20 protein-coding genes and 2 pseudogenes are annotated in these 25,677 nt (G+C 71.3%); 11 read left to right on the top strand and 11 right to left on the bottom strand.

The genetic code is table 11. The features are described from left to right. The 3 genes from ACIRDU_RS25815 to ptsP form a co-directional block, all read left to right on the top strand. On the top strand, window positions 1–204 hold a 204-nt coding region (locus ACIRDU_RS25815; RefSeq protein WP_403583211.1), incomplete at its 5' end, for a hypothetical protein. 232 nt (window positions 205–436) lie between these two features. Further along, the gene (locus tag ACIRDU_RS25810; RefSeq protein WP_403583208.1) at window positions 437–886 is read left to right on the top strand and encodes a PTS glucose transporter subunit IIA; all 450 of its coding nucleotides are present in this window, start codon (window positions 437–439) and stop codon (window positions 884–886) included. A gap of 78 nt (window positions 887–964) precedes the next feature. Continuing rightward, window positions 965–2,635, top strand: a complete 1,671-nt coding sequence (ptsP, locus tag ACIRDU_RS25805; protein ID WP_403583206.1) for a phosphoenolpyruvate--protein phosphotransferase — start codon at window positions 965–967, stop codon at window positions 2,633–2,635. Window positions 2,636–2,702: 67 nt separating this feature from the next. Here the strand turns inward: ptsP and ACIRDU_RS25800 are convergent, their stop codons facing one another. Next, complete coding sequence (locus ACIRDU_RS25800) at window positions 2,703–3,593, bottom strand: hypothetical protein (RefSeq protein ID WP_403583203.1); 891 nt, start codon at window positions 3,591–3,593, stop codon at window positions 2,703–2,705. Between the two features lie 183 nt (window positions 3,594–3,776). Continuing rightward, window positions 3,777–5,744, bottom strand: a complete 1,968-nt coding sequence (locus ACIRDU_RS25795) for an acetoacetate--CoA ligase (RefSeq protein WP_403583200.1) — start codon at window positions 5,742–5,744, stop codon at window positions 3,777–3,779. Window positions 5,745–5,955: 211 nt separating this feature from the next. On the opposite strand from ACIRDU_RS25795, the gene ACIRDU_RS25790 reads away from it, so the two are divergent. Next, window positions 5,956–8,322: a glycoside hydrolase family 31 protein gene (locus ACIRDU_RS25790; RefSeq protein ID WP_403583198.1), complete on the top strand. Its 2,367-nt coding sequence runs from the start codon at window positions 5,956–5,958 to the stop codon at window positions 8,320–8,322. A 2-nt stretch (window positions 8,323–8,324) separates the two neighbouring features. Here the strand turns inward: ACIRDU_RS25790 and ACIRDU_RS25785 are convergent, their stop codons facing one another. Both ACIRDU_RS25785 and ACIRDU_RS25780 read right to left on the bottom strand, forming a co-directional pair. Further along, window positions 8,325–8,861 carry an NUDIX domain-containing protein gene (locus tag ACIRDU_RS25785; protein ID WP_403583195.1) on the bottom strand — a complete coding sequence of 179 codons (537 nt, stop codon included), beginning with the start codon at window positions 8,859–8,861 and terminating at the stop codon, window positions 8,325–8,327. A gap of 47 nt (window positions 8,862–8,908) precedes the next feature. Continuing rightward, on the bottom strand, window positions 8,909–9,715 hold the full coding sequence (locus ACIRDU_RS25780; protein WP_403583192.1) for a M15 family metallopeptidase: 807 nt from the start codon (window positions 9,713–9,715) through the stop codon (window positions 8,909–8,911). A gap of 174 nt (window positions 9,716–9,889) precedes the next feature. On the opposite strand from ACIRDU_RS25780, the gene ACIRDU_RS25775 reads away from it, so the two are divergent. The 5 genes and pseudogenes from ACIRDU_RS25775 to glpK all read left to right on the top strand — a co-directional run bounded on the left by ACIRDU_RS25775 (window position 9,890) and on the right by glpK (window position 16,420). Continuing rightward, window positions 9,890–10,315, top strand: a complete 426-nt coding sequence (locus ACIRDU_RS25775) for a Zn-ribbon domain-containing OB-fold protein (protein WP_403583244.1) — start codon at window positions 9,890–9,892, stop codon at window positions 10,313–10,315. Next, window positions 10,312–11,502 (top strand): lipid-transfer protein, encoded by a 1,191-nt coding sequence (locus tag ACIRDU_RS25770; RefSeq protein ID WP_403583241.1) that lies wholly within the window; start codon window positions 10,312–10,314, stop codon window positions 11,500–11,502. The genes ACIRDU_RS25775 and ACIRDU_RS25770 overlap by 4 nt, the downstream gene beginning before the upstream one ends. 152 nt (window positions 11,503–11,654) lie before the next feature. Further along, window positions 11,655–13,315 (top strand): annotated as a pseudogene (locus tag ACIRDU_RS25765) (EAL domain-containing protein). Window positions 13,316–14,085: 770 nt separating this feature from the next. Next, complete coding sequence (locus ACIRDU_RS25760; protein WP_403583189.1) at window positions 14,086–14,880, top strand: MIP/aquaporin family protein; 795 nt, start codon at window positions 14,086–14,088, stop codon at window positions 14,878–14,880. Between the two features lie 19 nt (window positions 14,881–14,899). Beyond that, entirely contained in the window at window positions 14,900–16,420 is a 1,521-nt protein-coding gene (gene glpK / locus ACIRDU_RS25755) for a glycerol kinase GlpK (RefSeq protein WP_403583186.1), read from the top strand. An 84-nt stretch (window positions 16,421–16,504) separates the two neighbouring features. Here the strand turns inward: glpK and ACIRDU_RS25750 are convergent, their stop codons facing one another. From ACIRDU_RS25750 to ACIRDU_RS25730, 5 genes and pseudogenes are all read right to left on the bottom strand, one after another. Next, window positions 16,505–17,110, bottom strand: coding sequence for an ATP/GTP-binding protein (locus ACIRDU_RS25750; protein WP_391299595.1), 606 nt, complete (start codon window positions 17,108–17,110; stop codon window positions 16,505–16,507). Beyond that, a pseudogene (locus ACIRDU_RS25745) lies at window positions 17,091–17,531 on the bottom strand (hydantoinase B/oxoprolinase family protein); the annotation flags it as partial. The gene ACIRDU_RS25750 and the pseudogene ACIRDU_RS25745, both read right to left, overlap by 20 nt. Window positions 17,532–17,654: 123 nt before the next feature. Next, window positions 17,655–18,050 (bottom strand): DUF742 domain-containing protein, encoded by a 396-nt coding sequence (locus tag ACIRDU_RS25740; RefSeq protein WP_403583183.1) that lies wholly within the window; start codon window positions 18,048–18,050, stop codon window positions 17,655–17,657. A gap of 9 nt (window positions 18,051–18,059) precedes the next feature. Then, a complete protein-coding gene (locus ACIRDU_RS25735) occupies window positions 18,060–18,491 on the bottom strand; it encodes a roadblock/LC7 domain-containing protein (RefSeq protein WP_403583181.1) in 432 nt (143 codons plus the stop codon). Next, the gene (locus tag ACIRDU_RS25730; protein WP_403583178.1) at window positions 18,488–21,559 is read right to left on the bottom strand and encodes a nitrate- and nitrite sensing domain-containing protein; all 3,072 of its coding nucleotides are present in this window, start codon (window positions 21,557–21,559) and stop codon (window positions 18,488–18,490) included. The genes ACIRDU_RS25735 and ACIRDU_RS25730 overlap by 4 nt, the downstream gene beginning before the upstream one ends. A gap of 419 nt (window positions 21,560–21,978) precedes the next feature. Here ACIRDU_RS25730 and ACIRDU_RS25725 point away from each other — a divergent pair, with 419 nt between their 5' ends. Continuing rightward, window positions 21,979–22,542, top strand: coding sequence for a hypothetical protein (locus ACIRDU_RS25725; protein WP_403583239.1), 564 nt, complete (start codon window positions 21,979–21,981; stop codon window positions 22,540–22,542). 74 nt (window positions 22,543–22,616) lie between these two features. On the opposite strand, the gene ACIRDU_RS25720 is transcribed toward ACIRDU_RS25725, so the two are convergent. Together ACIRDU_RS25720 and ACIRDU_RS25715 are read right to left on the bottom strand one after the other, a co-directional pair. Further along, complete coding sequence (locus tag ACIRDU_RS25720) at window positions 22,617–23,807, bottom strand: NAD(P)/FAD-dependent oxidoreductase (protein WP_403583175.1); 1,191 nt, start codon at window positions 23,805–23,807, stop codon at window positions 22,617–22,619. 232 nt (window positions 23,808–24,039) lie between these two features. Continuing rightward, window positions 24,040–24,363 carry a bifunctional 3-phenylpropionate/cinnamic acid dioxygenase ferredoxin subunit gene (locus ACIRDU_RS25715; RefSeq protein WP_403583173.1) on the bottom strand — a complete coding sequence of 108 codons (324 nt, stop codon included), beginning with the start codon at window positions 24,361–24,363 and terminating at the stop codon, window positions 24,040–24,042. A gap of 313 nt (window positions 24,364–24,676) precedes the next feature. Here ACIRDU_RS25715 and ACIRDU_RS25710 point away from each other — a divergent pair, with 313 nt between their 5' ends. Further along, window positions 24,677–25,507 carry an IclR family transcriptional regulator gene (locus ACIRDU_RS25710; protein WP_403583170.1) on the top strand — a complete coding sequence of 277 codons (831 nt, stop codon included), beginning with the start codon at window positions 24,677–24,679 and terminating at the stop codon, window positions 25,505–25,507. The last annotated feature ends 170 nt before the right edge of the window (window positions 25,508–25,677 follow it).

Here is a 25,677-nt window from a genome sequence, read left to right as displayed (position 1 = left end):
TGTCCGATGGACGGGGTATCAACATATCTGGCGTTGACTTTTGGCACGCTGTTGAGTTCTCAAGGAACGGTCGCTTCCTTTGTACTCACCCTCTCAGGCTTTCCTCCGGGCTTCCCTTCTGTGTTCCAAACTCTATCAGTGTTTTTCCGGCCCTCTGACCACCGTCCTGCAAGCATGCAGAAGCGATCCAGAGATAGGATCTGACAAATTTGGTTGCTGCCGGGCCAGGACGCGAGGTCGCGTCGCTCAGCCCCAAGCAGGAGTACGACTGTACACGCGGCCCTGGAGCGGGTGCAAATCGCTTTGGGGTATGGTCTAGACCACTTCGGAGTGCTCACGCGGAACCGGCACTTCAGGTGACATACGCTGCTGAACAGTGCGCCGTCCGGTACCTACAGGGACGGCCATATCGATCTCCACCCCTGGGAGGCTTCCCATGACCACCGTGACGTCCCCGCTCGCAGGACGCGCCATCGGACTGGCAGCCGTGCCGGATCCCGTCTTCTCCGGGGCCATGGTCGGCCCGGGCACAGCGATCGACCCCGTACGTGAGCCTTCCGAGGCCGTCTCGCCCGTGGACGGCGTCATCGTCTCCCTGCACCCGCACGCGTTCGTCGTCGTCGACGAGAGCGGCCACGGCGTGCTCACCCACCTCGGTATCGACACCGTGCAGCTCAACGGCGAAGGTTTCGAACTGCTCGTGAACAAGGGCGACACCGTCAGGCGCGGTCAGGGCGTCGTCCGCTGGAACCCGGCTGCCGTCGAGGCGGCCGGCAAGTCCGCGGTCTGCCCGGTTGTGGCGCTGGAGGCCACGGCCGAAGCTCTCTCCGATCTTCGCGTCGACGGCGAAGTGAAGGCCGGTGACAGTCTCTTCCTCTGGAAGTGACGTCAGCGCCGTCGTATGACGGCGAGTACGACAACCAACGCGGCGGCGGGGCCCGCCGCTCTATCGGAGACGGGTGAGATGGAGACAACGCTGCGAGGCGTCGGTGTGAGCCACGGTGTGGCGATCGGCGAGGTTCGGCACATGGGAACGGCGGTGCTCGAACCGCCCGCGAAGCAGATCCCGGCGGAGGAGGCGGAGCGTGAACAGGGGCGTGCCCGCAAGGCCGTGGAGGCTGTTGCGGCCGACCTGATGGCGCGCGGCAATCTGGCCGGGGGTGAGGCCCAGGCGGTGCTCGAGGCGCAGGCCATGATGGCCCAGGACCCCGAGCTGATGGCTGATGTGGAGCGGCGGATCGCCGTGGGCAGCACGGCGGAGCGCGGGGTGTACGACGCCTTCGCCTCCTACCGCGAGTTGCTGGCGGGTGCCGGTGAGTACCTCGCCGGTCGCGTGGCGGACCTCGACGACGTGCGGAATCGCATCGTCGCCCGTCTGCTGGGCGTGCCCATGCCAGGCGTCCCCGACAGCGACGAGCCGTACGTCCTTGTCGCCCGGGACCTCGCTCCGGCCGACACCGCGCTGCTGGACCCGACTCTGGTGCTCGGCTTCGTGACCGAGGAGGGCGGGCCGACCAGCCACAGTGCGATTCTGGCGCGTGCGCTCGGTGTGCCGGCCGTGGTGGCGCTGCCGGGTGCCGGTGAGCTCGCCGAGGGCACGATGATCGCCGTCGACGGCAGCACGGGAGAGATCTTCGTGGACCCGAGCGACGAGAAGAAGGCTCAGCTCGAGGCCGCGGCCGCCGAGCGGAAGGCTGCCCTGGCGGCCTCGACCGGCCCCGGTGCCACGGCGGACGGTCACAAGGTGCCGTTGCTCGCGAACATCGGCGGCCCCGCCGATGTGGCGGCCGCCGTCGAGGCCGGTGCCGAGGGTGTCGGTCTGTTCCGTACGGAGTTCCTCTTCCTCGACGACAGCAAGCAGGCGCCGTCCGAGGAGAAGCAGATCGCTGCGTACCGTCAGGTGCTCGAGGCGTTCCCCGAGGGGCGTGTCGTGGTGCGGGTGCTGGACGCGGGCGCGGACAAGCCGCTCGACTTCCTCACGCCGGCCGACGAGCCGAACCCGGCACTCGGCGTGCGGGGCCTGCGGACGCTGCTCGACCACCCGGACGTCCTGCGCACCCAGCTGACCGCGCTCGCGAAGGCCGCGGAGGGGCTGCCGGTCTACCTCGAGGTCATGGCCCCGATGGTGGCGGACCGTACGGATGCCCGGGCCTTCGCGGACGCCTGCCGTGAGGCCGGGCTGCGGGCGAAGTTCGGTGCGATGGTCGAGATCCCGTCGGCCGCGCTGCGGGCACGCTCGATCCTGCAGGAGGTCGAGTTCCTGTCGCTGGGGACGAACGACCTCGCCCAGTACACGTTCGCCGCCGACCGACAGGTGGGTGCGGTGTCTCGTCTGCAGGATCCGTGGCAGCCCGCCCTGCTCGACCTGGTGGAGCTGTCCGCCGAGGCGGCGAAGGCCGAGGGCAAGAGCTGTGGTGTCTGTGGTGAGGCCGCGTCCGACCCGCTGCTCGCGTGTGTGCTGACCGGTCTGGGCGTCACCTCTCTGTCGATGGGTGCCGCGTCGATTCCCTACGTCCGGGCGACGCTGGCGAAGTACACGCTGGCGCAGTGCGAGCGGGCCGCTGCGGCGGCGCGGGCGACGGACAGTGCCGAGGACGCGCGCAGTGCGGCGCAGGCGGTGTTGTCGGGCGAGTAGGCCGGGCATGGCGTAGGACGGCTTGCCCGGAGGGGCGCTCCACCGAGGTGGGGCGCCCCTGCCGCGTTCAGTGCTGATGCCCCTGGACGGGTTTCTCCTCCCCGAGGTCGGGCGGCGCGCAGTAGTCGACGTTGGATTCCGGGGAGATCAGGTCTCCGGATTCGACGTCGGTGCAGTAGGCGTCGAAGACCTCTCCCGCGGTGAGGGGTTCGAGTCCGTATGCGCGCATGCGCCAGCCGTAGACGCGGTCGGGTGTGCCTGGGGCGCTGGCGCGGATGACGAGTCCCCCGGGGCCGCCGGTGGCCAGGCCGAGTGCCAGGACCGTGGTGAACTCGAGGGCTTCGGTCTCGTCCAGTTTCAGGTCGGCCCCGTTGTCGGTGGTGCGGAGGGCGGCGATGAGGGTTTCGGGTCGTCCGGTGACGCTGCAGACGAGGTGGCGGTTGCCGGGCGGGGCCGTGTCGAGGATGCGGACGAGGAGGTCCGAGGCCCGGGTGAAGGCGGCGCGTCCGATGTCCTCGCCGCAGGAGGTGCACGAGCCCAGGCGGGCGAGGAGGGTGGTCGCGTACTCCCAGGTGGCCTGTCGGACGGCCTCGTCAACGAGGTCCGGGAGCAGGTCGGCCAGCGGCCGGCCGTCGTAGGGCAGGGTCGGGCCTGTGACCGCGATCTGTGCCGTGAAGCGTGTGCGGCTCGACGGTTTGTCGGGGTCGAGGCCTTTCTGTGTGCAGAACGCGGCGTACTCCTCGGGGTCGAAGAGAGCCACAGTGGTGTGACTGCCCTGCAATGCCCGGGTCCTGAGCAGCCCCTCCACCTGTTTCAGGTAGGTGGCGTGGTCGTCGAAGGTGAAGCTGCGGTAGCGCCGCATGGCCCGGAAGTCGTGCTCGTCGGTCAGCAGGCCGATGGTGCCGGCGATTTCGCGGCGCAGGACGCGTCGCATGGTTCGGTTGTCGGTGTGCGCCATTGTTCCCCCTGTGCACGGTCGATCAATGCTCACTCACAGTAATCGACGCCACTGACAATGGGCTGGGCTCGATGTTCCCGCACTCGACCGGATGCGAAAGGCGCAGGTCACGGCGTGGTGTCCGCTGTGACCCTGCGCCCTGGACCGTGGTGACGCGGAGTTGTGTGGTGGGTGGTAGCCGTGTCAGGCGCGTTTGCGGGCCAGGTCCTCGTAGAAGGTCAGCAGGTCGAGGTTGTCGATGGAGCCCGGGTTGACCGCCTTTTCCAGCGGCGTGCCCTGGAGGAGGCGCTTGACGGGGACCTCGATGCGCTTTCCGGTGAGGGTGTGCGGGACTCCGGGCACTTCGATGATCTCGTCGGGGACGTGGCGCGGTGAGAGTTGCTCGCGGATCGTCTGCTTGATGCGGTTGAGCAGGGCCTCGTCGAGTACGGCTTCGGGGGCCAGGTGGACGAAGAGGGGCATCCAGTAGCCGCCGTCGGGCTGTTCGATGCCGATGACGAGGGACTCCCTGATCTCGGGGAGGCGTTCCACGGCTTCGTAGATGTCGGCGGATCCCATGCGGACACCTTGGCGGTTGAGCGTGGAGTCGGAGCGGCCGTGGATGACGACGGATCCGCGGGAGGTGACGGTGATCCAGTCGCCGTGCCGCCATACGCCGGGGTAGGTGTCGAAGTAGCTGTCGCGGTAGCGGTTGCCGTCGGGGTCGTTCCAGAAGTGGATGGGCATCGACGGCATGGGGTTGGTGACGACCAGTTCCCCGACCTCGTCGACGAGGGGGCTGCCGTTCGGGTCCCAGGACTGCAGATCGGTCCCCAGGCACGGGGCCTGGAGTTCGCCGACGTGGACCGGAAGGGTCGGTACGGCACCGGCGAAGCAGGAGCACACGTCGGTGCCGCCGCTGACGGAGGCGATCCACAGATCGTCGCGAACCTCGTCGTGGAGCCAGCGGAAGCCGTCGGGCGGCAGGGGCGAGCCGGTGGTGGCGACGCACTGGACCGAGGAGAGGTCGAAGTCGCGGGAGGGGTGCACGCCGGCCTTGCGGCAAGCCATGACGTAGGCGGCCGAGGTGCCGTAGAGGGTGGCCTTCGTGCGTTCGGCGATCCGCCACTGGGCGCCGGTGTCGGGGTAGCCGGGGCTGCCGTCGTAGAGGACGATCGTGGTGCCGGTGAGCAGGCCGGAGACGAGGAAGTTCCACATCATCCAGCCGGTCGAGGTGTACCAGAAGAAGCGGTCCTCCGGGCCGAGGTCGCAGTGCAGGCCGAGTTGCTTGAGGTGCTCGACCAGGATGCCGCCCTGGGACTGGACGATGGCCTTGGGCAGGCCGGTCGTGCCGGAGGAGTAGAGCACCCACAGGGGGTGGTCGAAGGGCACCTGCTCGAAGACGGGGTCCGTGTCGGCCGAGGTGAGGGCCGACCAGTCCAGGGCGCCGTCGGGTGCCTCGGTGCCGAGGAGCGAGATGTGGATCACGGCGCGCAGGGTGGGCAGTTCGCGGCGCAGTTCGGCGACGGCCTCGCGTCGGTCGTGTTCCTTGCCGCCGTAGCGGTAGCCGTCGACCGTGAAGAGGACGACGGGTTCGACCTGCTGGAAGCGGTCGAGGACGCTGCGGGCGCCGAAGTCGGGCGCGCAGGAGGTCCAGACCCCGCCGACGGCGGCTGTGGCGAGGAGGGCGACCACGGCCTGCGGGACGTTGGGGAGGTAGCCGCTGACGCGGTCGCCGGGGCGTACGCCGAGGGCGCGCAGTTCGGCGGCCAGGGAGCCGACCTGGCGGCGCAGCTCGGCCCAGGTGACGGGGCGCGGTTCGTGTGTCTCGTCGACGTACAGGAGGGCCGGTTCGTCCGCACGGGTGCCGGCCGCGCGCAGGGCGTGTTCGGCGTAGTTGAGGGTCGCTTCGGGGAACCACTGGGCGCCCGGCATCGAGCGGTCGCCGAGCACGCGCGCGTAGGGGGTCGAGAAGCGGACGTCGAACCACTCGGTGACGGCTTTCCAGAAGGTGTCCAGCTCGCCGACGGACCAGCGCTGCAGGGCCGCGTAGCCGCCCTCGGCGGGGGCGCCGTGGTGTTCGGCGGCCCAGGCCTGGAACCTGGTGATCCGTGCACGGGCGATGCGCTCGGGGTCTGGCTGCCAGAGCGGCTGGGGACTCTTCGTCGACATGGTCGGCTCCCGGACTGTGCGCGTCGTGTGCGTCCTCCGCGCACGGGCTGGGGTGTGCGCGTGAGCGGATGGCACGGACAATGCCATGTGATCGACTTCGGCACCAGGGTGCGCCCCACATAGTCCGTGTCGTGAAGATGTGGTCCTGGCACGGGTGAACGGCAGTTGAACGACACCCGTGTGCGGGGCGGTCAGTGGCAGGGTGAGCAGCATGAACGGTCGTGACCTGGTGCGTTCGGTGAAAGCGGTGGGTTCGGTGGGGGCGGCGCAGGGTGTGCGTACCGTACGAGCAGCGTGGCGCAGGCGCCGGGCCGACGCCACCGGGCTGCCGGCGCGTGGCGCGGAGCGTGCGCGGGTGCCCGGGCCGGTGGTGGACGCGGAGCCGGGGCCGGGGGGAGGTGTCGTCCGGTTCAGCCGGTCGGAGCTACGCGTTCTCGTCACTGTGAACGGGGCCGTCTTCTGGGGCTGGGACGGGGCGGAGCCCGAGCCGTCGTACGCGCTGGCCGGCCGCTGTCCGGAGCCGGATCCGCGGGCGGTCCTGGAGCCCGACATGGACGGTGGCTGGCGGGTGGTCGCCGAGCGGGTCACGGTCGTGGTCTCGCGGCACGGCGCGGTGGAGGTGCGTACTCCCGGGGGTGTGACCCTGCGGCGTGATCTGCCGCCGCGGTGGTGGGAGCCGGTCGGCGGCGGCCCGGCGCGGTGGATGCAGCGGTCGGAGGTGGGCGCCGACGCGCGGTTCTTCGGGCTCGGGGGGCGGACCTCGGGTCCTCGGCTGCCGGACGGGACGTACCGGCTGTGGAACACCGATCCCGGCCGCGCCTTCGCGCCCGGGGACGACCCGCTGTACATCACCATGCCGGTGCAGCTGGTGGTGTCCGACGGTGGTACGCATCTGGCGTTCCACGACAGTTCGTGGAACGGCACGGTGACGCTGCGGGAGGGCGAGGAGGGCGCGGGTTCCGGGCATGACCGTGCCGGGACGAGCGAGCTGCGGATGGACGGCGGTCCGCTGCGCTGCTGGGTGATGGTGGGCACCCCCGCGCGCGTGCTGCTCGCCTGGGCGTCGCTCACCGGGGCGCCCGCGCTGCCGCCCTCCTGGGCGCTCGGGCACCATCACGCGCGGTGGGGAATAGGCGGTGAGCAGGAGGTGCGGCGGATCGTCGCGGGCTATCTGGAGCATGGTCTGCCGCTCGACGCCGTGCATCTGGACACCGACCACCTCGATGCGCATCAGGTGTTCACCGTCGACGAGCAGCGCTTCCCGAAGCTGCCCGTCCTGGCCGAGGAGCTCCGGCGGGACGGCATCCGGCTGGTGTCGATCGTCGACCCGGCTGTGAAGGCCCTTCCCGGCAACGCGGTGTACGACGGCGGGGCTGCCGAGGAGGCGTTCGTGCGGGACGCCTCGGGGGAGGTCGTGGAGGGTGTCGGGTGGCCCGGGGAGGCGGTGTTTCCCGATTTCACGCACGCGCGCGTGCGTGAGTGGTGGGGCGGTCTCTACGAGGAGCGGCTCGCGCAGGGCTTCTCGGGTTTCTGGCACGTCATGAACGAGCCCACGTCGTTCACCGCCTTCGGGGAGTCGACGCTGCCGCGTTCGGCCCGGCACTCGTTGGAGGGGCGGGGCGGTGACCATCGTGAGGCGCACAACGTGTACGCCCTGTGCATGGCCAGGGCGGGCTTCGATGGGCTGCGGAAGCTCGCGCCCCGGGAGCGGCCGTTCCTGTTCTCCCGCTCCGGGTGGGCCGGCATGCAGCGCTACGGAGGGACGTGGTCGGGTGACGTGGCCACGGGCTGGCCGGGGCTGCGGGCGTCTTTGGCGCTGGTGATGGGCCTGGGGCTGTGCGGCGTCCCCTACTCGGGGCCGGACGTCGGGGGCTTCGACGGGGATCCGTCCCCCGAGCTGTATCTGCGGTGGTTCCAGCTGGGCGCGTATCTGCCGCTGTTCCGTACGCACGGGGGGATGCGGGCGGGGCGCAGGGAGCCGTGGGAGTTCGGTGGCGAGGTGCTGGAGCACGCGCGCGTGGCGCTCGTCGAACGCCGGCGGCTGCTGCCGTACTTCTTGACGCTGGCGCACCTGGCGCGGCGTACGGGAGCGCCCTATGTGCGGCCCCTGTGGTGGGCGGCGCCGGAGGAGCGGGCGCTGCGTGACTGCGAGGACGCGTTTCTGCTGGGCGACAGCCTGCTGGTGGCGCCGGTGCTGGACCCGGGTGCCGACGGGCGTGCCGTGCAACTGCCGCGGGGGCGCTGGTACGACACCGCGACGGGGCAGGCGTACGAGGGGCCGGGGCAGGTGCTTGTCGACGCGCCCCTGTCGCGGATCCCGGTGTTCGCGCGCGCGGGTGCCGTGCTTCCGGTGCGCGGGGAGGACGGCGGGCTGGAGCTGGAGGTGTGGGCGCCCGCCCGGGGACGGACCGGAGGCGGTCTGGTCGTTCCGGACGGGGGCGACGGGTGGGACGAGCCGGAGATCGAGCGCTACACCGCTCGCTGGATGGGTTCGCGGCTGGTCGTCGAGCGCGAGGGGGAGGACGGCGAGAGTGCGCCGCCCCACCCCGTGCGCGTCCGCGGGGCCGGGGAGCACTGAGCTCAGATGTACCGGCCCTCGAACCAGGCCCGTACGGCCAGGGTGTGCAGGGGGAAGGCGAGCTCCTCGGGCCTGCGCAGGAGGTGCCAGCCCTCCGTCTCGTCCGTGGCGGTGGAGGACGGCAGGCCCTCGGCCGGGCGTTCCGGGAGGAGACCGAACAGCAGCAGGTGCCCGTCGGGCGAGCTCATCGCGTCGACGAGCCGTACGTCACGGCCGGCCGCGTCGATGCCGGTTTCCTCCCTGAGTTCGCGTATGACGGCCTGCCGCCAGTCCTCCCGGTCGTCGATGTAGCCGCCGGGCAGGGCGATGCCCCCGCGCGCGGGGGCGATGGTTCGGGTGATGACGACCAGGGCGGTGCCCTTGGTGTCGTACACCGGCTGGAGGGCCACCGCGACCGGGAGCGGATTGCGGTAGGCCACGGCGCCGCACGCCGGGCAGGTGCGGGGCCAGCCGGTGACGCCCTCTCCGTAGGGCGCGCCGCAGCTCGAACAGTGGGAGTTCGGCGCGGAGTTGGAAGCGGAGTGCTGAGTTTCGGACACGCGGCGGACTGTAGCCGATCACGGAGAGGGTGCCTCGGGCAGGCGGCTCAGTGAGCGTTGGTGAGCGATTTCCTCGACACGGGGAAGTCGAAGTACGTGTCCGGATAGGCCTCCGGCTTGAAGGTGTAGTGCCACCACTCCTCTGCCAGGTTCACGAAACCGAGGCCTTCCAGGGTGCCCTTGAGCAGTAGCCGGTTGGCGCGCTGTCGGCCCTGGATGCGTCGATCGAGGGTGTGCGAGAGGGTGTCGAAGCAGTCGAAGCCGGTCCCCATGTCGATCGAGTTGTCGGGGAACCGCTCGCTCTTGGGCGCGAAGCACGGCTCCAGGGGCTCCCCGGGGTGGTAGGGCCGGGTCGGCTTCGCCGGGAGCCTGACGAGCGTGACGTCCAGTGTCGAACCGCGACTGTGGCCGGATTTCGCCGCGATGTACCCGTCGGCGAACAGCCGGGTCTTGTCGACGTTCGGGTAGAACTCGCCCTTCATCGCCTCGTCGTGGAGGTCCTCGGCCCAGCGGACGAAGTGGTCCACGGCGCGCTGCGGCCGGTAGCAGTCGTACACCTTGAGCGTGTAGCCCTGGCGCAGGAGCTTGGTCTGGGCCTCGTGGAGGGCTTCGGCGGCGGGGCGGGTGAGGATGCAAAGGGGCTGCTCGTAGCCGTCGATGCGCTTGCCCACGAAGTTGTGCGGGGTGACGTAGCGCATCTCCTGAATGATCGTCGGGTCCACGCTTCTCAGCGCCACGAAGTCCTCCGGCGCCTTGGGATCGGTGCCGGCCCGGGCGGTTGTGGGGGCGGTCGCCGCCAGCGAGACGGCGACCGCGGTGAGCAGGGCACGTGCCACGGTGCTGAGTCGTGTCATGCAGCTGCGTCTACCAGGAATGAGGGCGCCGGGGAAAGGGATCGCATGCGGAGTGGCGTCTGCCCGCCGGTTGCGGACTCGCGGCCTGTCGATCTCCAGGCTTCCGTGGCAGACTTCTGACGTTCCGTCAGATTCGGTCTGCGGGGAGGGCGCATGGCGCGTGTACGGACACCTGTGGTGGCGGGGTGGTTCGCCGGGGACGGGGACGACTTCCGGCTGCTCGGCACACGCTGTTCGGCGTGTGCCTCGGTCTTCTTCCCCCGCGAGGACCACCACTGCCGCAATCCCGCTTGCCCGGGCGGCGAGTTGCATGAGGTTCCGCTGTCGCGACGCGGGCACATCTGGTCGTTCACGGACAGCCGGTACCGGCCGCCGTCACCCTACGTGACCGATCCGGAACTTTCGTGGGAGCCGTGCGCGTTCATGGCTGTGGAGCTGGGGGCCGAGCGGATGGTGGTGCTGGGACAGGCGGCTCCCGGCACCACCGTCGCCGATCTGGCGGTGGGCATGGAGGTGGAGGTCGTGCCCGGCGTGCTCCATGAGGACGCGGAGACGACGTGGACGACGTGGCACTGGCGGCCGACGGGGGTGACGGCATGACGGACGACGTGGCGGTGCTCGGCGCGGGCATGCACCCGTGGGGCAAGTGGGGGCGCGATTTCGTGCGGTACGGCGTCACCGCGGCCCGCGCGGCGCTCACCGACGCCGGGCTGGAATGGCGGGACATCGGCGCGATCATCGGTGCGGACACGGTGCGTGGCGGCTATCCCGGGTATGTCGCCGGGGCGACGTTCGCGAAAGCACTGGGCTGGCAGGGGGCCCGGGTCACCAGCGTGTACGCGGCGTGCGCGTCCGGGGCGCAGGCCATCGACGCCGCGCGCGCCCGGATTCTCGCCGGGCTCGCCGATGTGGTGCTCGTCGTGGGGGCGGATTCCGCTCCCAAGGGATTCTTCCGTCCTGCGGGCGGGGACCGGCCCGACGACCCCGACTGGCTGCGGTTCCGGATACTCGGGGCGACCAATCCTGTCTACTTCGGGTTGTACGCCCGCAGACGCATGGCTCTGCACGGCGACACACCGGACGACTTCGCGCAGGTGAAGGTGAAGAACTCGGCGATGGGGGCGCTGAACCCCCACGCGCGCTACCGCAGCCGCGTGACCGCCGAGGAGGTCGCCACCTCCGCCGTCGTCGCCGACCCGCTCCGGCTGCTCGACATCTGTGCGACCTCCGACGGCGGCGCGGCGGTGGTGCTCTCGAGCATGGCGTTCGCGCGCCGGCACGGGCATGCGCAGCCGGTGCGGATCCGGGCCGTGTCCACGGTGACACCCCGCTACCCGAACACCGTGCTGGACCTGCCGGACATCGCCACGGACTCGGCGGCGGCGGTGGATCCTCCCAGCGGGACGTTCCGGGGATCGATCGCCCGCGCCGCCTGTGAGGAGGCGGGCATCGGACCGGAGGACGTGTCACTGGCCGAGGTCTACGACCTGTCCACCGCCCTCGAGTTGCAGTGGTACGAGGACCTGGGGCTGTGCGGCGAGGGCGAGGGCGTGAAGCTGCTGCGGGACGGGGCGACGACACTGGGCGGTCGTATACCGGTGAACGTCAGCGGTGGACTGGCCTCCTTCGGCGAAGCCGTTCCGGCGCAGGCGATAGCCCAGGTGTGCGAGCTGGCATGGCAGTTGAGGGGCGAGGCGGGGGACCGGCAGGTGGTGGGAGCACGCGTGGGGATCACCGCGAACCAGGGGCTGTTCGGGCACGGGTCGGCGGTGATCGTGGTTCGGTGAGCCACGAGAAACCTTGGGCCGACGCCGCTTCAGGTGCTGGTCGTATCGGAGCACGGGCCGTGGGGAATACGCTGTGTGACCGCTCGGGAATCCTGCGTGAACGTCTCATGAACTGCGCTTGGGCATGCACCGGTGGCGTCGATCATGCTCCCGTGCACTCCTGGACGGACACTCTCCGCTTCGCCTTCCAACCGGTGGTCAACCTGACGACCGGCACGGTCGCGGGGCTGGAGATACTCGCCCGCCCGGAGACCGGCGACGTCCTGGCCGAGGCCCGCCGCAACGCCGAGCTCGACTCCCGGCTGGCGGTGGCGGCGGTCCGCGCCGCGGTCCGCAAGGAGACGCTGCTTCCGTTGTTCGTCAACGTGTTCGCCGGGACCCTCGCGGACCTCGGCGGGTTGCCCTCCCTGCACGACGCCGTCCGCGCGGCGGGGCGGCTTCCGTGGGAGGTGACGATCGACGTCTGTCCGCCCTGTACGCACGTGCCGCAGCAGGCTCTGCTGGACGCGGTGGCCGCGCTGCGCGAGCAGGGCTTCCGGATCTGCGCGGACGGTGTCGGGGACGGGGACGTGCCCTTGCGGCTGCTCTCGGACCTGGCGCCCGGCTTGGTGAAACTGGACGCGTCGCTGCTGGCGCGCCCGGCGGTGGTGCGGTCGATGCGGACCCTGTGCGACGAGTTGGGGGCGCTCCTGGCCGTGGAGGGCGTGGAGACCGAAGGGCAGTGCGCGGGGGCGCGGGCGGCCGGGGCGCAACTCGCGCAGGGCGAGCTGTTCGCGCCGCCGGCACGGCTGCCCGCCGCGGACGTCTTTGTACCGCCCCGCTCCCCCGCCGAGATGGCCGCACCCCGGTCCGGACCGTCGGTGCGGGAGTTCGTCCGGCCCGCCGCGCTGCTGCCCGCCACGGCATCGGCTGGGCAGGTACGAGCCCTGCTGACCGGGTCACCGGACGTGTCCGGGGTGCTCCTCGTGGACACCGCGGGGGTACCGGTCCGGTCGGTGCACCGCTCCCGTTTCCTGCTGTCGATGTCGGGGCGCTACGGGCATGCCCTGTATGCCGACCGGCCCGCGGCCAAGCTCGGCGACCCGCCGCGGACGGTGGGCGTCGACGCCACGGCCTGGGAGGTCCTGGACGTGGTGGCGGTCGGGGGGCGGGACCGTACCTCGGACGACGTGGCCGTGGTGGACGAGCACGGGCGGTGCGTCGGGGTCGTGCGGCTCGCGGACCTCGTGCGCGCACTGGCCGAGACACGAGTGGAGGAAGCGGCGGGACTCAATCCGCTGACGCGCCTGCCCGGCTCGGACGCGATCACCGGTGAGGTGGACCGGCGGATCGCTGCGGGGCGGGCGATCGCGTTGAGCTGGCTGGATGTCGACCACTTCAAACAGGTCAACGACGGGGCCGGGTTCGCTGCGGGCGACGAGCTGATCCGGGCGGTGGGGCGGACGCTGCAACGGGCCGCGACGGGTGGTGCGCGCGTGGGGCACATCGGCGGGGACGACTTCCTGGTGCTCGCCGATCCGGACGGTCTCGATCCGCTGGCGGCTGCCGTGCTGGACGCTCCCTGGTCGGCGGGTGGCCGGCCGGTCACGCTGTCGCTCGCGACGGTGCTGTGCGCGCCGGGCAGTGTGACCGATCACCGGCAGGCCGCCGCCTGTCTGGCGCCCCTGAAGAAGGCGGCGAAGGCGTTGACGGGGCGAGTTGGGTGCTGGGCCGGGCGGGCATGCCGGGCCACGAGACCCGCCGGGGCTCACTGCCGACGCCGGCGTCGGCGGGGTGCGGCATGGGAACCGAGCAGGGGGTGGAGGGCGCCTGAGGCGCCCGGAAGACGGCCGAGCCGCGGTGCCCCGACGAGGCCCGCGGGCAAGGCGTCAGGTTCCTGCTGGGCGGTTTCCTGCCGCGGCGGTGGGGCGGCGGTGCACGCCCCGTTCGGCGGCTGGCGCAGGAGGGCCCGGCACGCGGGGTCGCGGCGCTGTCAGGGCCGTGCCGGGCGCGGCGGCGGCCGGTGCGCCGGGGCCCTCTGCGGGGGCATCGGACCGCGGAACTCCTGCGGTTGAGAAACCACCAGGTCAGGTGGATCCTGGACACGAGCACTAGCAAGCGAGGAGTCAGGTGCGGCCGGGCATTCGCCCTTGGCGGAGCCCGGCGGAGGCCGGACACCATGTCAGGCAGGCCCCGCGCGGCTCGACCAGGCCCGCGCGGGTCCGGAACAGATCTGAACAACGACCCGACCGGGCGCCGCCATGGCCGTGCAACCGGCCCGTCGGCTTGGCGCGAGCCCGGCTGCCGTCGGATGGCCGTCAACCGTTGCGGTCGGCGACCTTGACGCCCTTTGGGTGCCGGTGAACACTTCCGGTGTCAGTCGACATCGCCGTACATACTCGGCGTATTCCGGCACTGCGGCGCGTCATCGCGCCTGCGCCAAGGCCCCTTCCCCCACGGGCGATTCGGCTGCGACGGCACGCTCGTCACGGATGCCGGGCGGGACGCGGGACCTCCCTGCCTTCGGCTGAAGTAGCCACGGGAAACGCACCCTGCAGGTGAGGACCGGGGCGGATCGTCCCGGGCCAGGGCTGAGGAGCCGTTATGAGCAACGGAGACATTTTCGTCGGCGAGATGATCGGCACGGCGATACTGATCCTGTTCGGTGCCGGCGTGTGTGCCGCCGTCACCCTCAGATTCTCGAAAGCGCGAGCCGCCGGGTGGATCGTGATCGCGTTCGGCTGGGGCTTCGGCGTGCTGGCAGGCGCGTACACGGCCGCTCCCCTCTCCGGAGGGCACCTCAACCCGGCCGTCACCCTCGGCCTCGCCGTCGACACCGGCGTGTGGAACAAGGTGTGGATCTACCTGCTCGGCCAGATCACCGGCGCCATGATCGGAGCCGTCCTCGCCTACCTCGTGTACCTCGCCCAGTTCCAGGCGAATATGCGGAAGACGGGCACCACGGAGGGCACAGTCGACGAGCCGGTTCCGACGCTGGGCATCTTCTCCACGATCCCCGAGATCCGTAACCCGGTGGCCAACCTGATCACCGAGATCCTCGCCACCATCGCCCTGGTGCTGCCCCTCCTCGCACTGGTGGGCAGCAACAGGCACGTCGAGGGCATCGGCATCGGACAGATCGCCGGCCAAGAGGGGATCTACGGCTCCGGCATCGCGATCCTGCTGGTCTCCTTCCTGGTCGTCGGCATCGGCCTGTCCCTGGGTGGTCCCACCGGCTACGCCATCAACCCGGCGCGTGACCTCGGCCCGCGCATCATCCACTCCATCCTGCCGATCCCGAACAAGGGCACGTCCGACTGGGGCTACTCGTGGATCCCCGTCGTCGGACCACTGATCGGCGGCCTGCTGGGTGGCGTCATCTACAACGCAGCCTTCTGAACCAGCCGAAGGGGTAGCCATGACGGACAACTCCGCGAAGTACGTCGCAGCCATCGACCAGGGCACCACGTCGAGCCGCTGCATCGTCTTCGACCAGGACGGCGCGATCGTCGCCGTGGACCAGCGCGAGCACCGCCAGATCTTCCCGAAGCCCGGCTGGGTGGAGCACGACGCCACCGAGATCTGGTCCAAGGTGCAGGCGGTGGTGGCGGGAGCGATCGCCAAGGCCGGTCTGCGCGCCGACCAGCTGAGCGCCATGGGGATCACCAACCAGCGCGAGACGACCGTCCTGTGGGACCGTGCCACGGGCAAGCCGGTGCACAACGCCATCGTCTGGCAGGACACGCGGACGGCGGCGCTGTGCAACCAGCTGGGCGGCTCGGACGGGCAGGACCGTTTCCGCGAGCAGACGGGCCTGCCGCTGGCCACCTACTTCTCCGGGCCCAAGGCGGCCTGGCTGCTCGACAACGTGCCCGACCTGCGGGCGCGTGCCGAACGCGGCGAGATCGCCTTCGGCACGATGGACTCCTGGCTGATCTGGAACCTGACCGGCGGCACGGACGGCGGGCAGCACGTCACCGACGTGACCAATGCCGGGCGCACCATGCTGATGAACCTGGAGACCCTCCAGTGGGACTCCTCGATCCTCTCGGCGATGAACATCCCCGAGGCCATGCTGCCCGAGATCCGCTCCTCGGCCGAGGTGTACGGCACCGCCGTCGGCCAGCTCGCCGGTGTCCCCGTGGCCTCCGCCCTGGGCGACCAGCAGGCGGCCGTGTTCGGACAGGCCTGCTACGACGTGGGCACGGCGAAGAACACGTACGGCACGGGCAGTTTCCTGCTCCTCAACACGGGCGACCGCCCGGTGCCGTCGAAGAGCGGACTGCTGACGACCATGGGCTACAAGATCGGCGATGAGGCACCGGTCTACTGCCTGGAGGGCGCGATCGCCATCACGGGCGCACTGGTCCAGTGGTTCCGCGACCAGCTCGGCATCATCCGCACCGCCGACGAGATCGAGCCGCTGGCGGCCAGCGTGGAGGACAACGGCGGCGCGTACATCGTGCCGGCGTTCTCGGGCCTGTTCGCGCCGTACTGGCGCTCCGACGCGCGTGGCGTCGTCACCGGCCTGACCCGGTACGTCACGAAGGCGCACCTCGCGCGCGCGGTGCTGGAGGCGACGAGCTGGCAGACCCGCGAAGTCGTGGACGCCATGTACCAGGACTCCGGGGTGCACATCACCACCCTGAAGGTCGACGGCGGCATGACGAAGAACAACCTGCTCATGCAGCACCAGGCGGACGTGCTCGACGTGCCGGTGGTGCGGCCGAAGATCTCCGAGACGACCTGTCTGGGCGCCGCGTACGCGGCCGGTCTGGCCACCGGTGTGTGGAACGACCTGGACGAGCTGAAGGCGCACTGGCAGAAGGACGTCGAGTGGACGCCGGACATGGAGGCGTCGGTGCGGGACCGCGAGTACCACAACTGGCACAAGGCCGTGGAGAAGAGCTTCGGCTGGGAGGAGGACAGCGACAGCTGACCACGCGCGCGTGGAGCGTCGTTCCGGCTGCGGCCCGTAACCCGGTCGGCGGGGTACGGGCCGCCCCCGCTCGGCCGGGCGGTGTCAGCCGGTCACGGCCTCACGGCGGTCGGCCGCGTACGCCATGGCGTGCTGGACGACGCCGATGAGTGCTTCCTTGACCGACTCGCGGTCGCGGGCGTCGCACATCAGGAGCGGCACGCCCTCGTCGAGGTCGAGGGCCTGGCGGACGTCCTCGATCGGGTAGCGGGGAGCGCCCTCGAAGCAGTTGACGCCGACGAGGAACGGTATGGAGCGGCGTTCGAAGTAGTCGACGGCGGCGAAGCAGTCCTCGAGGCGGCGGGTGTCGGCGAGCACGACGGCACCGAGCGCGCCCTCGGAGAGCTCGTCCCACATGAACCAGAACCGCTCCTGGCCCGGCGTGCCGAAGAGGTACAGCACGAGGTCCTCACGGAGGGTGATGCGGCCGAAGTCCATGGCCACGGTCGTGGTGTGCTTGCCCTCCACTCCCCTGGTGTCGTCGACCGGGCGCCCGGCCTCGGTGAGCAGCTCCTCGGTGCGCAACGGCCTGATCTCGCTGACCGCGCCGACGAGCGTGGTCTTGCCCACGCCGAAGCCGCCGGCCACGAGGATCTTGAGCGTGACGGGCTCGACCGGAGGCTTGCCGCGCTCAGAACGCCCGAAGATCATCGATCTCTTCTCCTGCTTGATGGGGGTCGGGCGACGGCGAGCCGTAGCCACCGCCGCCTGGGGTTTCGATGACGAGTACGTCGCCGGGGGCGACGTCCGCGCAGTCGCTGCCGCCGAGTGCGGTCACCGTACCGTCGGCGTGCTCCACCCGGTTGGCGCCGAGCGCGCCCGGCTCACCCCCCGCCATGCCGTACGGGAGCGTGCGGCGGTGCTGGGACGGCGTGGAGAGCGTCATGGGCTCCAGGAACCGGATGCGGCGCACGGGCAGTCGCCGCTCCAGGACCTCGGGGTCGGTGAGGCGGGAGTCGGTCACGTGGGTCCGGACGACGGGCGCGCCGGGCAAGCCGTCGCCCGCGCCGAAGCCTTCGGTCTGGACGCCGAGCGCCGCGCAGAGGTCAGCAGGGAGCCGGGCGGAACGGTCCGACAGGAGCGTGTGCGGGAGCAGCCGGCCGTCCGGGCGCCGGGTGACGACGTCGGTGAAGGTGCCGTCTCGGTCCACCCCGAACTGCCGGCCAGTCACGTCAATACCCCGCTTCCGCGCTGCTCACAGCGCCCGGAGGCCGCTGATCACGTCGCGCAGAATACTCTCGTCCGGCAGCTCCGCAGGAGGTACGGGCCGGTTCACATGGACGAATTCCGCGTCCACGAGATCTCCGACGAGGACCCGTACGACCCCGATCGGCAGGTCGAGTTCCGCTGCGAGTTCGGCGACCGACTGCGGGACGTCGCGGCACAGTTCGACGATGTCCACGTGCTCCGGGGAGAGCATGTGGTCCGCTTCCGGATCGTCCGCGTGCGGTTCCGCGACCACGACCGCGATCAGGTCCAGGCGGTGCTGGCCCTGACTGCTGGTGCGGCCGCGGGTCATGGCGTACGGGCGGACGACCGGTCCGGCCTCGTCGTCGAACCAGTGGCTTCTTCCCTGACCGTCAGCGCTCATGTCATCCCACTACCCGCCTGCGGGCAGATCGGTGCGCGGAGCGGCGGCCAGATGCACGCCCACCCGCTTCACGAGCAGCGTCATCTCGTAGGCCACCTGGCCGACGTCCGAGTCGGCGTCCGAGAGGACGGCGAGGCAGCTGCCGTCGCCGGCGGCCGTCACGAACAGGAAGGCGTCGTCCAGCTCGACGACCGTCTGGCGGACGTTGCCTGCCTCGAAGTGGCGTCCCACGCCCTTGGCGAGACTGTGGAACCCGGAGGCGACGGCGGCCAGGTGCTCGCTGTCCTCCCTGGTCAGATCCTTGGACACGCCCGTCGGCAGTCCGTCGCCGGAGAGCACGAGGGCCTTGCGGATGCTCGCGACGCGGTCCACCAGGTCATCGAGGAGCCAGTTCAGCTCGCCCGTGTTGGTCGTGTGGCCGGTCGGCTTCGGTGCGGTCATCGACCGTCCTCCTCTGTCGTTCCTTGTGGTGCTGTGCCGCTGTCGGCGGCATCGACCGCGGCGTTCTCCTCACGGCCGCGCTGCCAGCCGCGCTGGAGGGAGGCCATGCGGTTTCGTACGTCATCTGCGTCGCGTTCGACCGGCTCGGCCCTGTCCTCGGTACGCGGCTCCGAGTTCCGCTTCAGCTGCGGGGCCAGGTTGGCCTGCCGGACGCGCCGGGGCAGCGGCGCGGTGCCGGAGCCGGGCTGCGGTGCGGAGCCGGTCCCCCGGGGCGGCGGGGCGGCGGAGCCGGCCGCGTGGCGGAAGGGCCCGCCGGTGATCTCCGACGGGGAGCCGGAGAGGTGGTCGGGTCCGTCCGGACCGCTGGAGGCGATCTCCGCGCGGCGGGTCCGCCTGGGGAGGGCGGACGACTCCGGCCGGTCGTCGCCGGCGCTGCCGGGCGCGGCCGGGGATTCGCTGTGGTCCTCGTTGCGGCCGGCGGCGCCGATGCCGCGGCGAGCGGAGTCCGTCCCCCGACGGCGGGCCGGCAGCGGCGGCGGCGCGTCCGGCTGGGCCTCGCCCCCCCGACTGCCGGTCGAGGAGCTCTCGGAGCGGCGCCGGGCGGGAAGGGCGGAGGCGGGCTCGGATCCCGACCGGCCGGACGCGGGCTCCTCGCCACGGCGGCGTTGCGGGAGCGCGGAGGTGACACTCGACTCCGTTCGGCCGGGGGCCGTGGTGGTCTCCTCGTCCGCCTTCCCTCGCCGGGGACGCTGGTCGGTGACCGGGCGCCCGTGCGAACTGACCAGCTTGGGGGTGTGGCGGCGGGACAGCGGGACCGGAGCGCTCAGCTCCTCGTCACCGTCGGTCCGGTCTCCCGCGCCGCGGGCGTCGGCTGCCTGGCGGCGCGGATCGGTGCGGCGCCCCGCCGTCTCGTCCGGGGCTCGGGTGAGCGAGTGGCGGGGGCGGAACAGGCCGCCGTGTTCACTGTCCTCGTCCTCGATGACGCCCGGGAAGTCGCCGACGGCGTCCAGGTCGACGGGTGCCTCCAGCTCGACCGGACCGTCCAGCAGCGAGGCGGGCAGGCCGGGGCGCTGGGCGGATGCCTGGGACAGCGCGGCGCGGCGGCCGTCCTGCGGTTCGCTCTCCGGGGCCAGCTGCGGGCGGTCGAGCCGGAACCCGATGCCGTTCGTGTCCGGGACGTCGTCCGTCAGCAGCGCGTCGGGGATGAAGACCACGGCGGTCGTGCCGCCGTACGGCGAGGGCTGCAGGGAGACCCGGACGTTCTGGCGCTGGGCGAGACGGCTGACCACGAACAGGCCGAGCCGGTCGGTGTCGGAGAGCTCGAACTCCGGTGTCTCGGCCAGCCGGAGGTTGGCGTCCAGGAGCGCTTCGGCAGCCATGCCGAGGCCACGGTCGTGAATCTCCAGCGTGAAGCCGTTGGCGACGCGCTCGCCCAGGACCTGGACGGCGGTGTGCGGCGGCGAGAAGACCGTGGCGTTCTCGAGGAGTTCGGCCACGAGATGCGTGAGGTCGGCGACGGCCGGACCGCTGATGGCGATCCGCGGAAGTCGGCGGACCTCGATGCGTTCGTAGTCCTCGACCTCGGCGACGGCGGCGCGTACGACGTCCATGAGCTGGACGGGCTTGCGCCACTGACGGGAGGGCGCGGCGCCCGAGAGGATCACGAGGCCCTCGGCGTGCCGGCGCATGCGGGTGGTCAGGTGGTCGAGGCGGAACAGGTCGGCGAGTTCCTCGGTGTCCTCGGTCCGGCGCTCCATGGCGTCGAGCAGGGTGAGCTGCTTGTGCAGCAGGACCTGGCTGCGGCGCGCGAGGTTCACGAAGACCTCGGAGACGCCGGCGCGCAGCTCGGCCTGCTTGACGGCGGCCTCGACGGCGGCACGCTGCAGGGTGTTGAGGGCCTGGCCGACCTCGCCCATCTCGTTCTTGTCGTATTCGAGGCGCGGGACCTCGGTCTCGACGTCGACCTGCTCGCCCGCCGAGAGGCGGCGCATCACGCTGGGCAGCCGCACTCCGGACGCCTCGTGGGCCTCCAGACGCAGCTGCCGCAAGTCGCGGATGAGGGTACGGCCCACGCGTACGGACAGGAAGAGGGAGAGCAGGAGCGCGATCAGGCCGAGTGCGCCGGCGATGACCGCCTTGGCGATGACGCCGACGGCCACGGGGTGGACGCGGTCCTGGTAGCGGTCGTTGGCCTGGTCGTTGAGGGTGCCGAGCTCGTCGAGCACGTTGCCGGCGGCGCTGTCCCAGCTCTTGGCGGAGACGCCGCGGGGTGTCCCGGCCCCGGAGGAGACGGCGGCCTCCTCGGCCACGCGCAAGGGAGCGGAGGAGGCGTTCTTCCAGAAGCTCTGGTAGCGGTCGCGCTCGGCCACGGGCAGCAGCGGCAGGTTGACGTCGTACATCAAAGTGCGCTGGGCCACCAGGTCGGAGATGTCGCGCTCTTCGGAGTGGGAGATCCTGCCGACGATCAGGGCGGAGCCGAGGAGGGCGTCCTCGCGGGAGAGCAGTTCGCGGGCGCGGGCGAGGTTGACCAGCGCGCGGTACTGCTTGTCCAGTTCGACGTTGTCGACCACGTGGAGGTTGGCGAGGAGGACGTAGCAGGGGTCGACGAGCCGGTTGTAGAGGTCGAGGGCCTGGGAGCGGTTGACGGTGCCGTCCTCGATGCTGCGGCGCAGCGACTCGATGCCGTCGAAGGCGTCCAGGACCGCGGTCAGCCGCTCGTCGGTGTCCACGCCCATCGCGTCGCGCACGTCCGGGTTCCGGGCGTTCTCGCGGATGCTGCCGACGGCCTTGTCGGTGGCGGTCCGGCTGCGGCGGAGTGCGGCGAGGCCGTCGGAGGCGCGGGGGTCGGCGAGGTAGACGAGGGTCTGGCGGCGTTCCTCCTGGAGGACGCGGACGGTGTCCTCGATGGGGTAGCCGATCTTCTCCACCACGGACGACACGTTGAACAGGTCGCCCGCCTCACGTCCCGTGAGCACCGTGGCGAAGGCCCAGATCGCGGTCAGGGACACCAGCGGCACGAGAAGCAGCGCCACGATCTTCCGGCGGATGGACTTCCCGCGAAAGCGCATGGCCTCCCCAAGGTCGGGCCCCGGGCTACCCGGGGTACACATGTGCGTCAACAAACGGCGCGAGCCTACTACCGACCCACGGGGAACTCGAAAACCGGTCCGGAGGCTGAACTTCCGCGCCGGCCACGAGGCGTCGTGAGTTGTCCGGGCATTGCGGGAGTTGTCTCCCCGAAACCGGTGGTGAAGGTGGGGGTCAATCCCCATGGTCGGCCAGGGTGGTTGGCTGAGATTTTTCGGATTCCGGGAATGTTCGTGAGGAGTTGTTCGTCCTTCTCTTCGGGAAACGGGGGCGGAATCGGCCACAGGAGCCGCGTCCCGCACCTGGGCGGCGTAAAACAGCGCAAGCCGGGCAGCCACTGGGGAGCACGGGTCTTCGGATGCGAGCGAGCGGTCTGCTGGCGGTGGGGAGTGACACGGTGATGGGCACGGCGGAACGGCACGGTGCGCCCAGGGCGGGTGGGGCGCAGCTGACGGGGCATCGGGGTCCCGAGGCGACCGATCGCGACATTCCCGAGGGCGTGGCGGACCCCTCGGGAGCGGAGCCGGGGGTCCTGGCTCCGGAGGTGGGTCGCGGCGCTCGGGAGCAGCAGCACTACCGGCCCCTGTGGGTCGAGGAGCCCGCGCGGCGGCGCCGCTTGCCGGATCCGGTGCGGACGGCGGCCGTGCGGGCGGTCCTTCTCATATCCGTGACGCTGATCCAGGCGATGGTGGCGTTCCTGTGCACGATGGCCGGGTCCTGGCTGGCGTTCCCGATGGTGATCAGCAGTGTGGTCAGCACGATCGCGGCCACTTGGGGAGCGCTCGACGTGTGGGTGACGCGCCAGGTCTGGAACCAGCGCAACGGCGTGGTGTCCGTGCCGAGCAGCACGGCTCGGGCGCTGCGGCGCGAGCGGCGCCGGACCCGGCGGCAGGAGCGGGCCGACGAGCGGACGCAGGGGCGGATACGCCGGCGTGGTGGAGCCGGGCAGTTGTCCCACTCGTGAGGCGTGGCGACGGAGGCCGCGGCGGGGCGACGCGCGAGAGCGGTCACTCGGCCGAGGCTCGATCCGGCGCCTCCTCACCGTAGGACCGGCCGCACCCGCTCCTCCCCCGCGCCCCGCGCGAGTTCGCGTCTCGCCCGCATGAAGGGGCGTGGGCGGTCCACGGCGAGCACCGCTGTCGTACGGCCGTCCCGCTCGTACCGGGCCAGGAAGCCGCCCTCGGCCGGTGCGCCGTCGCAGATTTCGCCCTCGGTGATGCGGACGGTGTCAGCGTCGCTGCGTCGGCCTGCGAACTGGATGCGGGCGCCGTACTGATCGGACCAGAAGTAGGGCACCGTGACGGCGGTCTCGGCGGTGCGTCCGGCGAGCAGGTTGGCCACGGCGGCCTTCGGCTGCTGGGTGGCGGACGTCCAGTGCTCGGCGCGGTGGCCGCCGGCCCTTGCGACGTCGCCGACGGCGACCACCTGCGGCAGGGCCGTCACACAGCCGTCGTCGCACAGGACGCCGTTGTGCAGAGCCAGGGTCGAGCCCGCCAGCCAGGCGGTGTTGGGGACGACGCCGATGCCGACGATCACGACGTCCGCGGGAAGGGTGCGGCCGTCGGTGAGGTCCACGCCGGTGACGGTGGCGGTACCGCGCAGCCCGGCCACTCCGGTGCCGGTGACCAGGTCCACGCCGGCCCGGCGGTGCAGTGCGGCGCACACGGCGGCCATCTCGGCGCCCAGTTGAGGCACGAGCGGCAGCGGGGCGGCCTCGACGACGGTGACGGAGTGGCCGAGGGAGGCACACGACGACGCGGTCTCGGCGCCGATGAAACCGCCGCCGATGACGACGACCCGGCGGGGGCCCCGGGTGAGTTCCTCGCGCAGGGCCCGGGCGTCGTCGAGAGTGCGCAGCGTGTGCACTCCGGCGAGCCTGTCGCCCGGCAGTCGGCGGGCCGAGGCGCCGGTGGCGATGACGACGCCGTCGGTGGAGACGGTGCGGCCGTCGTCCAGCAGCACGGTGCGCCCGCGGGCGTCGAGGGCGCGGCCACGGACGCCGAGGATCCACTCGGCGCCGAGTTCGGCGGTCTCCTCGGCGTCGGTGAGAGCGAGTTGAGTCTCGTCGGCCCGGCCGGTGAGGAAGTCCTTGGAGAGGGGAGGTCGGTCGTAGGGGTGGTGGGATTCGTCACCGACGATGACGAGACGCCCGTCGTAGCCCTGGGCGCGCAGTTCCCGGGCGGCGTAGAGACCGGAGAGCGAGGCGCCGACGATGGTCACGGTTCGCATGCGGGCTGCCTCCTCGGGGCGCCGGGAACGCCGCCGGCCGCACCTGCCCCGGAACGACCCGCGTGGGCGACCGGCACACAGGCCGCACCGTCGGAGGTGAGCCGCGCCAGAGGGGTCCGCACGGGGGCCGCGCCGGCCGCGGTACGCCACCAGCGCATGTGGCCCTCACCGGCCGTGGTGCGGCACACCGCGGCAGCGGCTCCGCTGCTCGCATCGCCGGCACGCATCGCGTTCACGCCGCCGTCCCCTCCTCCACCGCGAGGTGGACGTGGATGACGCCGTCGTCGACGGTGACGCGGTGGGTGCGGACGGGGCGGCGGGCCGGAAGGCAGGTCGGGACGCCCGTGCGCAGGTCGAACGAGGCGGCGTGCAGGGGGCATTCGACGAGGCAGCCCTCCAGCCAGCCCTCGGACAGGGAGGCGTCCTGGTGGGTGCAGGTGTCGTCGATGGCGTAGAGATCGCCGTCGTCGGTGTGGAACACGGCGACGGGCGGGGTCGTCTCGACGCGGAAGGACTCACCCTTGGGGAGGTCTTCGAGGCGGCAGACGGGAATCATGGGCCCCCCTCTCGGTCCGGGACGCATGGTCCGGACCAGTTCGGCCAGACTGTAGGCAGTTCCAGGGAGTGCCGGGACCGGGGCGGGTCCGGGCACGAGGGTGTTGGTGCACGTCATCCGGTCCCGCCGTCAGGTCGAGTCCCCTGCCGGGAGCTCGACCCCTACCGAGATCCGGACGCTTCGGTAACATGATGTTTCACATGACGCATGAGCAAGCGCTATGCGCAACAGAATCCGGGCGGGACGACCGTCGCGTCAAGGGGTTCCCGCAGATGCGGCCCAAACAGGGCCGACAGGTGGTGAGAGTTCAGCCATGACCCGCACGCAGAAGCAGTCCGGCCAGGAGGAGAACCGCACGGAGAACGGAGCCGGGCAGAGCGGCAGAGGCGCGGCGAGTGCCGTCCAGTCGGTGGATCGCGCCGTGAGTGTGCTGGAGATCCTCGCCCGGCACGGCGAGGCGGGGGTGACCGAGATCGCCGACGAGCTGGACGTGCACAAGTCCACGGCGTTCCGGCTGCTCGGCGTCCTGGAGAACCGCGGCCTGGTGGCCCAGGCGAAGGACCGCGGCAAGTACTACCTGGGCGCCGGCGTACTGCGCCTCGCGGGGGCGGCGGCAGTGCGGCTGGACGTCTCGCAGGAGGGCGTCCCGGTGTGCCGGGAACTCGCCGACGAGCTGGGCGAGACGGTCAACATCGCGGTCCTGGACGACGACGCGGCGGTCAACATCATGCAGGCCCGCGGCACCGCGTCCGTCACCGCGCAGAACTGGCTCGGCCGGCGCACCCCACTGCATGCCACGGCCAGCGGAAAGGTGCTGCTCGCCCATCTGCCGCCGACCCTGCGCGAAGGTCTGCTGGCGCGCCCGCTGCACCGCTTCACGGAGCGGACCACGACGGTGGCGTCCCTGCTGCGGGGCGAGCTGGACACCGTGGTGCAGCAGGGGTACGCGATCACGATGGAGGAGCTGGAGATCGGGCTGGCGGCAGCGGCGTCTCCCGTCCGGGCCCACGACGGCAAGGTCATCGCCTCGCTCAGCGTCTCGGGGCCGGTGTACCGGCTGAGCCAGGAGCGGCTGCCCGAGGTGGCCAAGCGCACGGAAGCGGCCGCGATCGAGCTGTCCCGTCGTATGGGGTACGGCTTCTGACGTAGCCCGGGCCGGTCGGCCGGCAGCGCGGGAGCACAGCGCGGGGCCAGGTGAAACACCTGGTCCCGCGCTGTTGTGTGTCAGGCGGGTTTCGCCCGTCCCGTTCCGTTTTCCAAGGGTTGACCCGAACCATGGCCCGCACCTCTTGACGGTTCCTCGATGGCGTTCCC

It is taken from the genome of Streptomyces sp. NPDC093598 (genome assembly GCF_044764825.1).
In the GTDB taxonomy this organism is placed as follows: domain Bacteria; phylum Actinomycetota; class Actinomycetes; order Streptomycetales; family Streptomycetaceae; genus Streptomyces.
The sequence above is the reverse complement of the archived record's forward strand: the minus strand, read 5'-3'. Positions and strand labels throughout refer to the sequence as shown.

Excerpts from the sequence above, each read along its gene's own strand:
- ACIRDU_RS25780 (WP_403583192.1), bottom strand. The coding sequence starts at position 9,715 with ATGACACGACTCAGCACCGTGGCACGTGCCCTGCTCACCGCGGTCGCC.
- ACIRDU_RS25730 (WP_403583178.1), bottom strand. The coding sequence starts at position 21,559 with ATGCGCTTTCGCGGGAAGTCCATCCGCCGGAAGATCGTGGCGCTGCTT.
- ptsP (WP_403583206.1), top strand. The coding sequence starts at position 965 with ATGGAGACAACGCTGCGAGGCGTCGGTGTGAGCCACGGTGTGGCGATC.
- glpK (WP_403583186.1), top strand. The coding sequence starts at position 14,900 with ATGACGGACAACTCCGCGAAGTACGTCGCAGCCATCGACCAGGGCACC.
- ACIRDU_RS25710 (WP_403583170.1), top strand. The coding sequence starts at position 24,677 with ATGACCCGCACGCAGAAGCAGTCCGGCCAGGAGGAGAACCGCACGGAG.
- ACIRDU_RS25800 (WP_403583203.1), bottom strand. The coding sequence starts at position 3,593 with ATGGCGCACACCGACAACCGAACCATGCGACGCGTCCTGCGCCGCGAA.
- ACIRDU_RS25750 (WP_391299595.1), bottom strand. The coding sequence starts at position 17,110 with ATGATCTTCGGGCGTTCTGAGCGCGGCAAGCCTCCGGTCGAGCCCGTC.
- ACIRDU_RS25795 (WP_403583200.1), bottom strand. The coding sequence starts at position 5,744 with ATGTCGACGAAGAGTCCCCAGCCGCTCTGGCAGCCAGACCCCGAGCGC.
- ACIRDU_RS25790 (WP_403583198.1), top strand. The coding sequence starts at position 5,956 with ATGAACGGTCGTGACCTGGTGCGTTCGGTGAAAGCGGTGGGTTCGGTG.
- ACIRDU_RS25715 (WP_403583173.1), bottom strand. The coding sequence starts at position 24,363 with ATGATTCCCGTCTGCCGCCTCGAAGACCTCCCCAAGGGTGAGTCCTTC.
- ACIRDU_RS25720 (WP_403583175.1), bottom strand. The coding sequence starts at position 23,807 with ATGCGAACCGTGACCATCGTCGGCGCCTCGCTCTCCGGTCTCTACGCC.
- ACIRDU_RS25725 (WP_403583239.1), top strand. The coding sequence starts at position 21,979 with ATGGGCACGGCGGAACGGCACGGTGCGCCCAGGGCGGGTGGGGCGCAG.
- ACIRDU_RS25735 (WP_403583181.1), bottom strand. The coding sequence starts at position 18,491 with ATGACCGCACCGAAGCCGACCGGCCACACGACCAACACGGGCGAGCTG.
- ACIRDU_RS25810 (WP_403583208.1), top strand. The coding sequence starts at position 437 with ATGACCACCGTGACGTCCCCGCTCGCAGGACGCGCCATCGGACTGGCA.
- ACIRDU_RS25740 (WP_403583183.1), bottom strand. The coding sequence starts at position 18,050 with ATGAGCGCTGACGGTCAGGGAAGAAGCCACTGGTTCGACGACGAGGCC.
- ACIRDU_RS25770 (WP_403583241.1), top strand. The coding sequence starts at position 10,312 with ATGACGGACGACGTGGCGGTGCTCGGCGCGGGCATGCACCCGTGGGGC.
- ACIRDU_RS25760 (WP_403583189.1), top strand. The coding sequence starts at position 14,086 with ATGAGCAACGGAGACATTTTCGTCGGCGAGATGATCGGCACGGCGATA.